General features: G+C 43.4%; 10 protein-coding genes. 5 read left to right on the top strand and 5 right to left on the bottom strand.

The window, feature by feature from the left end; all coding sequences use genetic code 11:
• Nucleotides 1–240: 240 nt before the first annotated feature.
• The gene (locus OH463_RS21540) at nucleotides 241–732 is read left to right on the top strand and encodes a DUF4442 domain-containing protein (protein WP_005446793.1); all 492 of its coding nucleotides are present in this window, start codon (nucleotides 241–243) and stop codon (nucleotides 730–732) included.
• Nucleotides 733–757: 25 nt separating this feature from the next.
• On the opposite strand, the gene OH463_RS21535 is transcribed toward OH463_RS21540, so the two are convergent.
• Entirely contained in the window at nucleotides 758–2110 is a 1353-nt protein-coding gene (locus OH463_RS21535; protein ID WP_269992596.1) for a hypothetical protein, read from the bottom strand.
• Between the two features lie 183 nt (nucleotides 2111–2293).
• Here OH463_RS21535 and OH463_RS21530 point away from each other — a divergent pair, with 183 nt between their 5' ends.
• On the top strand, nucleotides 2294–3130 hold the full coding sequence (locus OH463_RS21530) for a CvfB family protein (RefSeq protein WP_005446795.1): 837 nt from the start codon (nucleotides 2294–2296) through the stop codon (nucleotides 3128–3130).
• Between the two features lie 351 nt (nucleotides 3131–3481).
• Here the strand turns inward: OH463_RS21530 and rsmF are convergent, their stop codons facing one another.
• The 4 genes from rsmF to OH463_RS21510 all read right to left on the bottom strand — a co-directional run bounded on the left by rsmF (nucleotide 3482) and on the right by OH463_RS21510 (nucleotide 10768).
• Complete coding sequence (gene rsmF, locus OH463_RS21525) at nucleotides 3482–4918, bottom strand: 16S rRNA (cytosine(1407)-C(5))-methyltransferase RsmF (RefSeq protein WP_269992594.1); 1437 nt, start codon at nucleotides 4916–4918, stop codon at nucleotides 3482–3484.
• A gap of 134 nt (nucleotides 4919–5052) precedes the next feature.
• The gene (locus OH463_RS21520; protein ID WP_269992592.1) at nucleotides 5053–7707 is read right to left on the bottom strand and encodes an MlaD family protein; all 2655 of its coding nucleotides are present in this window, start codon (nucleotides 7705–7707) and stop codon (nucleotides 5053–5055) included.
• Nucleotides 7700–8947: a paraquat-inducible protein A gene (locus tag OH463_RS21515; protein WP_009697854.1), complete on the bottom strand. Its 1248-nt coding sequence runs from the start codon at nucleotides 8945–8947 to the stop codon at nucleotides 7700–7702. The genes OH463_RS21520 and OH463_RS21515 overlap by 8 nt, the downstream gene beginning before the upstream one ends.
• A gap of 24 nt (nucleotides 8948–8971) precedes the next feature.
• Nucleotides 8972–10768: an ABC transporter ATP-binding protein gene (locus OH463_RS21510; protein WP_269992590.1), complete on the bottom strand. Its 1797-nt coding sequence runs from the start codon at nucleotides 10766–10768 to the stop codon at nucleotides 8972–8974.
• Between the two features lie 92 nt (nucleotides 10769–10860).
• On the opposite strand from OH463_RS21510, the gene OH463_RS21505 reads away from it, so the two are divergent.
• From OH463_RS21505 to prc, 3 genes are all read left to right on the top strand, one after another.
• A complete protein-coding gene (locus tag OH463_RS21505) occupies nucleotides 10861–11334 on the top strand; it encodes a GAF domain-containing protein (protein ID WP_005446801.1) in 474 nt (157 codons plus the stop codon).
• Nucleotides 11335–11432: 98 nt separating this feature from the next.
• On the top strand, nucleotides 11433–12059 hold the full coding sequence (proQ, locus tag OH463_RS21500; RefSeq protein ID WP_005446802.1) for an RNA chaperone ProQ: 627 nt from the start codon (nucleotides 11433–11435) through the stop codon (nucleotides 12057–12059).
• Nucleotides 12060–12076: 17 nt separating this feature from the next.
• Nucleotides 12077–14071 (top strand): carboxy terminal-processing peptidase, encoded by a 1995-nt coding sequence (gene prc, locus OH463_RS21495; RefSeq protein WP_005446803.1) that lies wholly within the window; start codon nucleotides 12077–12079, stop codon nucleotides 14069–14071.
• Nucleotides 14072–14232: the final 161 nt, after the last annotated feature.

Raw genomic sequence — 14232 nt, 5'->3', positions numbered from 1 at the left:
AAGGAGATCAATACATAGTCGTTTGAATTTATAACTACTTTTTCTATTCGATAACACGTATTTTTACAAAATGAAGCTTGGAGGCTAGGTATTCTGGGTGTTTCATATCCAACTTTAGAACTCAATAGAAAGAAACCGTTTGCGAAATTCCGTAGCTAGATCGATTTGTTATTAACAATTCTTTGACATTTTGGTGCTTCATTGATTAACTGGTCAGACTAGTTTGGTAAGGAGACCAAAATGTTATCTGCTGTTCGCCGTGCAAACCTTTATCTCAACTTATTCGGTTTTTCAAAAGTTCCGCTCATTTGGTTATGCCGCCCGAAAATTCTTGCGATCGATGATCAACATGTGGAGGTTAGAATCCCACTGAGAAGAAGAACCAAGAATCATCTTAACAGCATGTATTTTGGCGCGCTTGCCGTTGGTGCTGATGTGGCAGGTGGTTTTCTTGCGATGAGTAAGGCCCAAGAACAAGGGGAGCGCATTTCTCTGGCATTTAAAGGAGTAACGGCTGAGTTTTTAAAACGCCCTGAAGGCGATGTGCATTTTGTATGTCACGATGGTCCTTTGATTGATGAAATGCTTCGTATGACTCTAGAAACAGGTGAACGTATCAATCGAGACGTTAAGATCACCGCATTGTGTCCAAGTATTAATGGTGACGAACCAATGGCGGAGTTTTCCTTGACGCTTTCCATAAAAAAAGCAGCTCAAAAACAAGCTGCTTAATTTCTCAATAACGACTTATGACGTTCTAGTTCAATTCTATTTTCTCAATAGACACAATCTTCGAACGGTTCAAAACCACTTTCCAACGATAGTAAACAGGTTCATCGGTGTAGTTGTCTTCTTTGACAATCACATTGAGCAAGTGGCGTTTCTCAACAGATTCCTTACTCACTTGCCCTTCGTTTAATCGATATACGCGGTTCGAGCTTTTGTCCATTAAACGAATAATCGGGCGTAAACTCATGTTTAATGTCTCACGAGTTTGCTCGTAACCACTTAAGAACAATGATGTCGCCATCTCTGTTTTCGCATGATAGTGAAGGATTTGTTCTTCCCGTTGAACAACTCGTTTTTTACGAATGTTCTGAATACGATCAGGTAGGCTTGAAAGAGAACGGTAATCTAACCATTCCAATTTACGACCCACAACTTTCTTTGTTGTTGGGTCCATGTACTTCTTGCGCCACTTTGGCTTACCTTTGCGGATCCAACGCCACATCGCGTCGCGCAGGTCATCTTTAAAGATTTCACGTAGTGCGTAGATAAACGACATCGCGATGATGAAAGATGCAGAAATCTCTCCTAAGTAATCTCGGGCAAGAATAACGGTACTCGTCACGACTACCATCACCAGACCTGTCGCGATGCCTTTAATCGCTCGTTTGATGTTATTACCCATCGACATCGTTTTTTCACTCAAAACGATAGGGTGTTCAATCAAACGTCTTAACAAACGCATTTTGTTCGATAAACGGGTCACATCTTCAACAACGCTTGCAGAGTTGTAATTGTTTAGCTTTCGGTGCGCTTGCTCTTTCTCACACAGTGTAATCAAACGTTCCTTGATCGTGCTGTAATCACCTTCACGAGGCAGGTGAGCTACAAGGGATAGGAATTTTTGCTCTGTGTACCAAGACAAGTAATTATCGATGTTAACGTAGTAGCGCTTAAGGTTTTCCTCATAAGGAATCGAACGGCGAAGACGTTTAAGGATGTCGAGCGTGAGTTCAATGACTTCATCTACTTCTTCTGCCGTGACGCTGTCACTCTCATGTTTATTTAGCGCGGCAACGGCTTTGTCGAGCGCGATAACGTATTGATACGCAAACAAACTCAAACTTACACGGTACTGACGGTTAGATAAGCGTCCACGTTTGGCTAGGCGACTGTGGACCAAAGGAAGCAGTACTTCAGTACTGTAATAAGATCGTTTTTGCGTGATCGAAGTGTAGTAGAACTCAGACTCACTGATGATGTCGGAATTTAAACCTAACTCACCAGGGATGAAAATATAGATATCAAGGTCGAGCGTTTTACTCTTTGCCAACGCATGGCTAATTTTCAAAGTTACCGAGTCTTGTTTGTCGACAGTGACCAAGGAAAGCTCCTGATTTTGCTAAAGCATCCTATACCCATAAGCGCCCGTTAATTGAATTAACTTAAGATCGGACTAGGATAAATTGTTGAACTAACACAGCATAACAGAGAGGTTTGCTTTTCTCTCTGATTTTCTTGTTAGTTTGGGTATAATTCCCTGTAAATTTAAAAAGAGACAAATTCGATGATTAAAATTGGTCAAATTAACAGCTTAGAAGTCATTAAAACGGCTGATTTTGGCGTATTTCTGGATGGCGAAGACTACGGTTCTGTATTGCTGCCTAATAAGTATGTACCTGAAGGTACAGAACTTGGCGCGCACCTAGATGTATTTCTTTACTTTGATTCAGAAAGTCAGCTAGCTGCGACCATTGATAAACCAATCGCTCAAGTCGGCGAATGGGGACTAATGAAGATCGAAGGCATCAATAAGACTGGTGCGTTCGTAAACTGGGGTATTAAAGAAAAAGACCTTCTGATCCCATTCAGTGAGCAACGCGCTCGCTTTACTGCAGGTCAAAACATCCTAGTTTACGTTTATACAGATAAGGCATCTGGTCGTATTGTAGGTACAACTAAGTTCAATAAATGGCTAGATAAAACGCCGGCTAACTACGAAGTGAATGAGCAAGTTGATCTGATTATCGCAGAGCGTAGCCAACTTGGTTATAAAGCCATCGTGAACGGCGAACACTGGGGCATGATCTTCCCATCGGATGTGTTCGGTAAGCTGTTTATTGGTAAGAAGCTGAAAGGTTACATTAAGCAAGTTCGTGAAGATGGCAAGATTGATCTAGCGCTACAAAAAGTTGGCGTAGCGAAGATGGATGATCTTTCTAGTAAGGTGATTGAGTTACTAGAAAAGAAAGGCGGCTTCTTGCCTCTAAACGATAAATCTTCTCCTGAAGCGATTTTTGAAGCGTTCCGTACCAGTAAAGGTACTTACAAGAAAACCATTGGTGGCTTGTACAAAGCAGGTAAGATCGTTATTGAAAAAGACGGTATCCGTTTAGCCGAGTAAACAGATTCACAACTGATGAAAATAGTGTTGGCTGGTGGACTAGTGAGTTTTTCCTTTTGGGTAATTAGCTCATATAGGGAATGCATCAGTCAAAAAAATGGCCCAAACTCGTCCTTATTTTGGGCCTAGGGGAAACGGCTCCTTTATAGAGCCTGCGCTAAACTTTTTGACCAACACATATTGTCGGTTAAACATAGAGAGAAATGCCGTTTCAAAGCGATGCTTTGATACATTCAGTTTAGTACAGGGCACTCGGATCGCTAGTGAACCCAGTTCCAATCATGCTTTAGAACCAAAAAGCCATCGTAAATACGATGGCTTTTCATTTATTTATAGTATTTCACTTTGCTACTAAAATAAGTTCTTATCTCGCACTAACTCACGTGGAAGACCATTTTTAACGCGGTTACTTACCCATTTTCCAAGGCCAATAATCGCGCCTTCGTACTTCACGAGCACTTCGCCTTTACCCGTTTTCATATCTGTTGGAATGTTTTGCGGGCGAACATCGCGACCCATGTACCATTCTCGAGCTTCTTCAATCGTTAACTCAATTGTGTTGTTCTCGTTACCAGTTGCTAGGGCAGTTGCCACTTGATGTTGCCAACGGTAACCATTTTTGTGCGCTTCGGCGATTTTAATGCCCATACGCGAAAAGCGTAATTCGCCAATCATAGGTTCTAGCGCGTCAGGGAAAAGCCAAACGTCTTTATCGCGAACCCAAACCGTGCTGTCATCTGGTAGTTCGATGCCCATCGTGTTTTGTAACTGCTTAGCTATTTCTGCTGATTCTTTGTTAGACGCTTTTACAAATGGGAATTTACCCATACGTTTTTTTACTTGTGGCGCTTCTACGGCTGTAAGCTTACGAATTCGAGCTACGAAGAAGCCTTCACAGTCATAAACCTGAGGGAAGATATGTAAGAAGCCTTCTTCTGTTAGCGCCGCTTCTGCATTTTCAAACAGATCTTTTAAGCTCTCGAACTGAACTGCGTCACCAAAAGTTTCTTTAAGGTGATGGCAAACCTGTTGGTTCTCTTCGGTACTCAACGTACAGGTTGAATAAACCATCACGCCACCTGGTTTAAGAGCGTGGAAAGCACTTTCAATCAGATCTTTTTGTGTGTCTGCAATTTCAATCACCGACGCTTGCGTCCAGTTCTTCATTGCGTCTTCATCTTTTCGAACCGTACCTTCACCAGAACATGGCGCATCTAATAGAACCGCGTCAAATTGTTCTGGGAGCCAACCACCAAACACACGACCATCGAAGTTACTTAGCGCCGCATTTCGCACACCACAACGCTCAATGTTGGCATGAAGTACTTTTACACGACTCGCGGCGTATTCATTCGCGACCAAAACGCCTTCGTTGTTCATCAATGCAGCAATTTGCGTTGTTTTAGAACCAGGGGCAGCTGCGGTATCGAGAACCGCGTCGTAGGATTCATCATCCATGAACAGGGCAGAGACAGGCATCATTGAGCTTGCTTCTTGAATATAAAATAGCCCTGACATGTGCTCAGCAGTGTTACCTAGTGGGACAACCGATTCATCCGCTTCGATCCAAAAACCCGTATCACACCAAGGAACCGGAGAAAGCGTCCAGCCTTTTGATTCTGCACGGCCCAAAAACGCTTCTACGCTGATCTTCAACGTATTAACACGAATACTTTTGCGTAATGGCTTTTGGCACGACGCGATAAAGTCTTCCATGTTGAGGTGAGCAGGGAGAATAGTTTGGATTTTTTCCAGAAAAGCTTCTGGGATGTAAACGTTAGAATGCAAAGTGAAGTCTCGATTGCAGAATTTGCCGCAAATAATATACGAAAGCGGATCAGAAACGAATAGCCAGCAAGGTTTGAGCAATAAAAAAGAGCAGCGATTGCTGCTCTTTACGTCGATAATTTTCTCTAAAAGCACTATGGTTTTGGAATAGCAGTGCGCCACTGAGTCCAACTCTCTTCTGCTTGAGGGTATAAGTAGAAAGATTGCCCTTGTTTTGCCGCTGGTGGAATTTGTGGTTGCTCAGGGGTTGAGAAAGCAATGCCGCCACGAACTAAGCTGTCAAATGTACCTGCTTTGATGTTTGCGCCTCCTAGACCAATAGAGACATCTACGCCTGAGACATTCCAGAACACACTGTTTTGACGAACAAGATATGCATATGCGGGCTTTATCTCGATTTTTGTTACCACTCGATCAGCAAACTCACCCAAGCTGACACTCGTTACACTGCCCACTTCCATTTGTCGATATAGGATAGGGGTTCCAACTTGAACTGAACCACGTTGCTCGCTTTGTAGTGTGAATGACACTCCTTGTTGTGCTTGCTGGCTTTTCGCTAAATCAAACTTGAATTTCGCGGCGCCATGACCAGGTTCAACACTGATGGATTTTGATACTAACGCGCCTAAGTTCTTCACGCCACCCAGCCCAATTTCAGGTTCTGTTAGCCAGAAGTGTGACCCGGTAACGGCGATGTTGTCGACATATTCAGGAAGAATGCGCGCGGTGACTTCCACCATTTCACGACGAAAGTTTGGAACGACTAGAGTAACTTCACCGACCTTAACACCTTGATATTTAATTGGCATACCTTTGGTTACTTCTTGACTGCCATCGGTTTCTAACGCGATAACTCGACCAAACTTACGTGCTTGGTTCTGATCGTTGTATAGCTTCCAACGTTGACCCACTTTATTCTCAATGCCCGGAATGGAGTCAAAAGCAATACCACCTTTGATCAACGTTTTAAGAGGGTGAGCTTTGACGGTGATACCAGCAAGAGAGGCATCAATCTCTACACCAGAACGGTTCCAAAATACCGTCTGTTCACTGAGTAAGTGCGCGTATCGATTTTCAATGGTTGCTTTGACGATCACGCCACCATCGACCAGATTGAAATCAGATACGCTGCCAACTGGCAAATTGCGGTAGAGCAGAGGGCTACCTTTAGAAATCGGTGGTAACTCAGATGCAAAGAGAGTCAGCGTCTTAGAGCCAGATTGATTGTACTGTGCAAGCTCCGCTAGAGAAGCGCTCTGGAACAATTGGTATTCTTTCTGGATTTGTTCTTGTCCTTGGCTAACGAAGCTGATTGAACCAGTGAGAAGCTGCTTAGCTGGAGGTACTGTGACACTCAATCCTGACTCTGTAAGTTCTGCAGAAGCACTGCCTGTCACGTAGAAACGGTTGTTCGATTTTATTAGATGCTTGTACTCATTGTCGATAAGGACATCCATGAACACTTCATGCTTTGCCGCTTGCGCTTGTTTTTCATCAAGCAAACCGACTTTAATGATCGAGCCAACGACAATGCCTTTATAAAGTACGTTTGCACCGCTGTCTAAGCCAAAGGAGTTATCAGAAACGAGGCGAATTGCAATCGACTTCTGCTGTTGCTGATTAAATACATTCTGGCGAATGGCAGTAAATCGTCGAGATCTTTCACCTTCACCCGGGACGATGGTTAAAAAGTTTCCGCGGACAAGGTTTGCGATATTCTCAACACCAGAAAGGGAAACTTTTGCTTCTTCAAGAACAAAACGTGTGCCAGAAGTCAACATGTCACTGAAAGCAGGTTGGATTGCAGCAGACGCTAAAATCACTTCACGACCTTCAGATAGGCTTAAATCGGTGATTTGTCCTACTTCAATCCCGCGGTACATGATAGGCGCGCCTTCGCCGCTAATTTTGTTGTCATCAGGAAGCGCGATTTTGATTGGAATACCGCGCCCCGCAGTTTTAAGGTCTTTATAAAGACGGAACTCGGTATTCTCTTCAACGGGTTCGCCATCATCTGGCGAGTCAACAGCAATAGCGCCACCAAGTAGGGCGCTCATACTTTCTAGACGAACATCAACACCTTCAAAACCGATGCTTGCACCAATTCCACTTACGTTCCAAAAACGGCTGCGGCTATTAATCAGGTGCTGATACTGCTCTTGTATATTGGCTTGAATGGTTATGGACTTCGCATCATCATTCAGTTGATAGCTGAACACTTCACCAATCGGAATCTTTTTGTAGACGATTTGCGAGCCAATAGAAACGCCGCCCAAATCTCGGCTTTTCAACTTAATGTTCAGACCTTGAGTGACTCGTAAGTCGGTAGGAGCCGATTCCAAAGCATGAAAAGTGGTTTCAAACTGTTCACCATCACCTGGCTGGATAGAAATGTAGTTACCAGAAACCAACGCATCAAGACCAGACACGCCGGTTAAACTTGCTGTTGGTTTTACTAACCAGAAACGCGTTTTATCGTTCAGCAGTTTCGTCGCTTCAGGGTAGATATCAGCGTCGACATAAATGCTGCCTAAATCTTCAGACAGGTTAATGTCGCGCACCATTCCCACTTCTAAACCTTGATAGCGGATAGTGGTTCGTCCAGCGACCAAACCCGCAGCATCGGAAAAATAGATTTGTACACGCTGTCCTGCGTCATGAATTGATTTCACAACAAGCCAGCCAGCTAAGACCATAGTCAAAATCGGCAACAACCAAAGGGGAGAAATACCTTTACTCCTCTTTACATCTGGCACATATGACGTTTGAGAACTGTTCTGATCACTCATTAATTGACTCTTTTTCTGATTGTGTTGGGGCTTGGTCCCAAATAAGCCTTGGGTCAATGCTCTCCGCCGCAAGCATTGTTAAAACGACCACCAGACCAAACGCAACAGCGCCATAACCCGGTGTGAAGTCGAGAATTTGTCCACGATCGACCAACGTCATCATGATAGAAATAACAAACAAATCCATCACTGACCATTTGCCGATCCATTTTACTGCAAAGTAAACCATCATTCGTTGTCTTCTAAACACCGAACGTTTGAATTTGATACATAACAAGATGTAAGTCAGGCCGAGAATCTTAGCCACAGGAACGACGATACTGGCAACAAAAATGATAACCGCGATTCCGTACATACCGTTTTTAACTAAGCCTGCCACGCCTGAAAAAATAGTGTCTTCCAAGCGCTTACCGTTTGTCAGCAAAATTGAAATCGGAATCAAGTTGGCAGGGAAGATCGCAATCGTCGCTGCAATTAAATATGCCCACGTTTTTTGGATAGAATTTGGTTTACGGTGGTAAAGCGCGTGATGGCAACGATGGCAGTTTTCGCTTTCAGGTTGCGATAAGTGGCACTCGTGACAATGCACATCTTTGTGTTCGAAGTCGTAACTGTTTTCAGGTTGCCATGCTTCCCAATAACGACGAACACTAATGCGAGAGATCAACAGAACCGTAAAAACTTGTAATAGAACAAGACCAATTAAGCCCGGTCCAACAAAAATATCGGAGTAATCTTGCAGCTTAAAACAAGAGATTGCGATGCTCACAAGGAACACATCCAACATTACCCAATGTTTTAGGTGTTGGATTAACCATAATGAAACGCGAAGCCCTTTAAACCAACGTTTATGCAACGACCAATGTGCCGTTACGACAGAACTGCACACAATAAGTGGGGCAAGAGAACTACAAAAAAGAATGAGGATAGAAAGGAGGACGAAGCCCTCTTGAAATAACGTTATCATTCCAGATGGCAGTGTCGCCGGAATCATCACACCGAATAACCGAATACTGATGAAGTTAAAAAAGTGCGAAGGTATAAAAAGTAGAATACAAGTAACAGCGATAGCGAGATTACCAGATAGGCTAGGACTACCACCACGATAGAGCTGAGTACCACAACGTGGACAATGTGCATTTTTGCCATTAGGTAGATCGACGATATCGACAGGCAATTCGCAACCTTGGCACAAGCGGACGCTATTCGGTTGCATGGCGTGTTTAGACAGAGAGGTCACAACGACCTCTCTAAACTGAATGCTTTAAGCGTGGGACTGAATGCCACCATATAAGGTTTGATATAAGCCTTCTTGCTCAACGAGCTCACCATGGGTACCTGTTTGCGTCACTCTTCCATCTTCAAGCACATAAATCAAATCTGCTTGCTTCACCGCCGATAAGCGATGGGCGACAATAAGAGTCGTTCGACCGCGTAAGAATTCCGTTAACGCCTTATGCAAAGCCGCTTCAGTTGCGGTGTCCAGTGCTGACGTTGCTTCGTCTAGGATAACAAATTGTGGGTTGCTCAGCACCATACGTGCAATCGCTAAGCGTTGACGCTGACCGCCAGATAGGCGAATACCGTTACGACCAATTTGAGTATCCAATCCGTGGTTAAGTTGCGAAATTACGTCTTGAAGCTGAGCGACTTCTAGTGCTCGCCATAATGACATTTCATCAAAGTCACCACCAAGGGTCAGATTATGCCTTAAGGTGTCATTAAATAGTATAGGTTGTTGTAAAACCACGGCAATTTTGTCGCGTATTACTTCAAAGCTGATGTCTTCCGTTAACTCATCATTAAAACGGATAGAACCAGAATTCTGACGGTAAACGCCGATCAATAATTGAATCAAGGTTGATTTACCACCACCACTCGCACCCACAAGCGCCACTTTCTTACCAGCAGGAATGTGCAACGAGAGATCATCCAACACCTTGTTTTCATTGTTGTATGAAAAATCAACATGTTTAATTTTTACATCAACCTCTCGATTTTCTTTGAAAGGATTTACTTTCGAAACAGGTCTATGTTCTTCTTCCAATTCGAGTAGATCATTAATTCGCTTAAGTGCCGCTTTTGCGCTGTACCAAGAGAATTGGATACCCAATAGTTCTTGAACAGGAGACAACATAAACCAAAGGTAACCAAACACCGCGAAAATTTGACCAATGGTAAGGTCACTGAACATTACCATTAGCATTGCAACCGCACGGAACAACTCGAAACCGATTAAAAACAGAAGGAAAGAGACACGTCCCGCAGCCTCTGATTGCCATGCGTACTTGTCAGCATCGATACGAACTTGGTCAGCGCTACCTTTTAATTGCTGGAGAAACTCTCGCTCTTTATTAGCCGCTCGTAGTTGATAAATGCCGTCAAGAGTTTCGACTAAGCGGTTCTGGAAAATCTCAAATGAATGGTTTTCTTTGCGCTTAAGGTGCTTAACCATACTTCCCAGCTTACGTGAGAAGTAAATGACAATAGGGTTGACGAGAAGAATAAACAGACCCAGACGCCAATCGAGCCAAAGTAGCACGATAGCTGTACCAATCACCGTCAGTAGGCTGATAACAAATTTAGCTAATGTAGAACCAATAAATTTATCAATGGTCTCAATGTCGGTGATAAGGTGAGCGTTGATGCCACCACTGCCTTTTGTTTCGTACTGTCGAATGCTAATACGACCAAGCTTGTCGATCATTTTACTTCGCATTTCAAAGGTGATTGTCTTTGAAACCAAGGTAAATTGTCGGCTTTGAAGAATATTAAACCCTTGGCTTGCTGCCCTCATCAGCACAACCAAGAACAGAGTAAAGAAGATATAACCCGTAGGTGTGTGCCACGCTTCAGGTAAAACCGCGTTCATTGCTGCTAAGCCCGATGCCGGTTTGTCCAATAAGACTTCATCCACCATGAGAGGCATAAGAAGAGGGATTGGAACACTAATCAAGGTCGCAAGTACAGCTATCAAGTTCGCTAGAATCAGCTTGGACTTGTGCTTTTTCACTTGTGTTATCAACCAAGAACGGCTAATAGTGTCGTTTTTCGGATTCATTGTAATTGAGAATAAGTCCTATTAAAAAGTAGGGCTGCATTTTAGCGCCATACCAACAGAATGGAAGCCTAAATAAAAAGTAGGAAGTTAATATGAACATAGAACAATACCAAAGACTTACCAAGCAAGCAGTTGCGCTTATCGAATCAGAGAAAGACTACATCGCAAATCTTGCCAACATCAGCTCTCTTCTATTTATGGAACTTGAAGACCTGAATTGGGCGGGTTTTTACCTAACGAAAGGTGATGAGTTGGTGCTCGGCCCTTTCCAAGGTAAGCCTGCTTGTGTTCGTATCCCAATGGGACGAGGCGTCTGTGGTACTGCTGCACAAACTAACAGCGTACAAAGAGTATACGATGTGCATGCATTTGAAGGTCACATTGCTTGTGATGCAGCAAGTAATTCAGAAATTGTTATTCCTTTTACTATCAATGGGGAAGTGGCTGGCGTGTTGGATATTGATAGTCCAAATATCGGTCGATTCAATGAAATTGATGAAGAAGGCCTCACTCATTTTATGGCTGAAGTAGAAAAGCTGCTTAATTCGCACGCTAACGACGCATAAATTCGCCCTCGAGTGTGGTTTTTCCTTGGCATGTCACTATAATACGAGAATATTTTTTCTTAATGCTTCGCGGAAATCCGCTCAAACCAGGAACCCTCATGACTGAAAAGTTAAAAAACAGCAAAGAAGTTATCGCATACATTGCTGAATGTTTCCCTAAGTGCTTTACTTTAGAAGGTGAAGCAAAGCCTCTGAAAATTGGTATTTTTCAAGATCTTGCGGAACGTCTAAATGAAGACGAAAAAGTAAGCAAAACTCAGCTTCGTGCAGCGTTAAGACAGTACACTTCATCATGGCGTTACCTACACGGCGTAAAACCAGGTGCAGTACGTGTTGATCTAGATGGCAACCCATGTGGTGAGCTAGAAGAAGAACACGTAGAACACGCTAAAGCGACACTTGCTGAAAGCAAAGCGAAAGTTCAGGCTCGTCGTAAAGAGCAAGCTCAAAAAGCTCGCGAAGAGGGTAAGGCGAAAGCGAAACCTGCGGCTAAAAAGCCACAACAGCCTCGTCGTGCTAACAAACCAAAAGTACAAAAAGAAAGTAAGCCTGTAGAAACACGCGCGCTAAACGCTGATGAAATCACAATCGGCAACGCAGTTAACGTGAACATGGGCAAAGGAAACATGGCAGCGACCATTGTTGAAGTCAATAAGGATGATGTACGTGTTCAACTTGCTAACGGCCTACAAATGGTTGTGAAAGCGGAGCACTTGCGCGCATAAGGGAGATACTCCTACGCATGAATTGCCGTTCAAAAGTGACACTGATTGCTGCTAGCTTCTGGCTAGCAGCATCAGCTCAGGCTCTAGAAGCCAAACTAAACAAAGATGATTTGCCGGTTCTTGCACCTGAAGTTCAGCATGAAACAGCCAGCAAACGAGTAACTTCTCGATTTACCCGCTCTCATTATAAGCATTTCAATCTAAACGATGATTTCTCCAAAGCGATCTTTGAGCGCTACGTAGAAATGCTTGATTACAATAGAAATATTTTTACTCAAGCCGATATCGACTCTTTCAAAGATTGGTCCGTCAGCCTTGATGATCAGCTTAAAGCTGGTAATAACAAGATTGCATTTGATGTTTATAATCTTTCGATGCAGAAGCGTTTTGATCGTTTTGCCTACGCATTGACTCTACTCGATAAAGAAATCAAGTTTAATACTGATGAGTTTATTGAACTGGATCGTTCTGAAGCCGCATGGCCCAAGGATGAAGCTGAGTTAAATGAATTATGGCGAAAACGCGTTAAGTACGATGCTCTTAACCTTAAAATGACTGGTAAAGAATGGCCAGAAATCAAAGAGGTTCTAGCGAAACGTTACAACAACGCGATGAAACGCATCACGCAAACTCGCAATGAAGACGCTTTCCAACTTTACATGAATGCATTCGCTCGTGAAGTTGATCCACACACTAGCTACCTATCTCCACGAAACGCGGAACAGTTCCAATCAGAGATGAACCTGTCTCTTGAAGGTATCGGGGCTGTGCTTCAAATGACCGACGACTATACAGTGATTCGTTCATTAGTTGCCGGCGGTCCAGCATCTAAGAGTAAACAGCTAGGTGAGGGCGACCGCATTATCGGTGTTGGTCAAGATGGCGAAGAAGTTGTCGATGTGATCGGTTGGCGTCTTGATGATGTCGTTCAACTAATCAAAGGTCCTAAAGGAACTAAAGTTAACCTACAAGTCTTGCCAGAAGGTAAAGATGCGAAGAGTTACGTTGTCACTATTGTGCGTGATAAAGTTCGTTTAGAAGACCGTGCGGTTAAGTCTGAAATCATCGAGAAAGACGGTAAGAAGATTGGGGTTCTTGAGGTTCCTAGTTTTTACGTTGGTCTTTCAAAAGATACCGATAAACTGCTATCTGAATTGAAGGCGAAAAACGTCGACGGTGTTATCGTTGATCTACGCAACAACGGCGGTGGTGCGCTGACTGAAGCAACGGCGTTAACAGGGCTCTTCATTAAAGAAGGTCCAGTTGTTCAGGTTCGCGATAGCTATGGTCGCATCAAAGTAAATGCAGATACCGATGGGCAAGTGAGTTACGATGGTCCACTAACAGTGTTGATCAATCGCTACAGTGCTTCAGCGTCTGAAATCTTTGCGGCAGCAATGCAGGATTACAACCGTGCGATTATTCTTGGTGAAAACTCTTTCGGTAAGGGTACCGTTCAACAACACCGCTCATTGAATCATATCTACGATCTTTTCGACAAAGAACTTGGCTACGTACAATACACGATTCAAAAGTTCTACCGCATCGATGGTGGCAGTACTCAGAACCGTGGTGTTGCACCAGACATCGCTTACCCAACTCCAGTTGAGCCAAGCGAAACAGGTGAGAGTGTTGAAGACAACGCATTACCTTGGGACAGCATTGATAAAGCAAAATATCAGACATTCCCAAGCAACGACGCGCTTGTTACCAAACTAACTGAGCTTCACAATAAACGTATTGCTGATGAGATGGAGTTCCGTTTCATCAAAGAAGATATTGAGAAGTACCGTAAAGAGAAAGACGATAATTTGTTGTCTCTTAACGAGAAAGTGCGCGAAGACGAATCAGATAAAGCCGAGGCTCTACGCTTAGAGCGCATCAATGAACGTCAAGCAGCAATGGGTAAAAAACCATTCAAAACGCTTGATGATGTGCCAAAAGATTACGAAGCGCCAGACGTTTATCTAGATGAATCAGTTGCTGTTATGGTTGATATGCTGAAAGGCTAAAAATTCAGTCAAAACGACTAATAATTCTCTATATAAAGAGCGAGTCATAGCGACTCGCTCTTTTTTTATGCGTTTATAAAGCGGCGTTTCTATAAAAATAGGTTGTTCCTACGCTTAATTTGCACTAACAATTTACGTGATGTAGATCAAATATTTCGCGA

It is taken from the genome of Vibrio sp. NFR (assembly GCF_027587095.1).
Classification (GTDB): domain Bacteria; phylum Pseudomonadota; class Gammaproteobacteria; order Enterobacterales; family Vibrionaceae; genus Vibrio; species Vibrio harveyi.
This window is presented reverse-complemented; position numbering and strand designations above follow the sequence as displayed.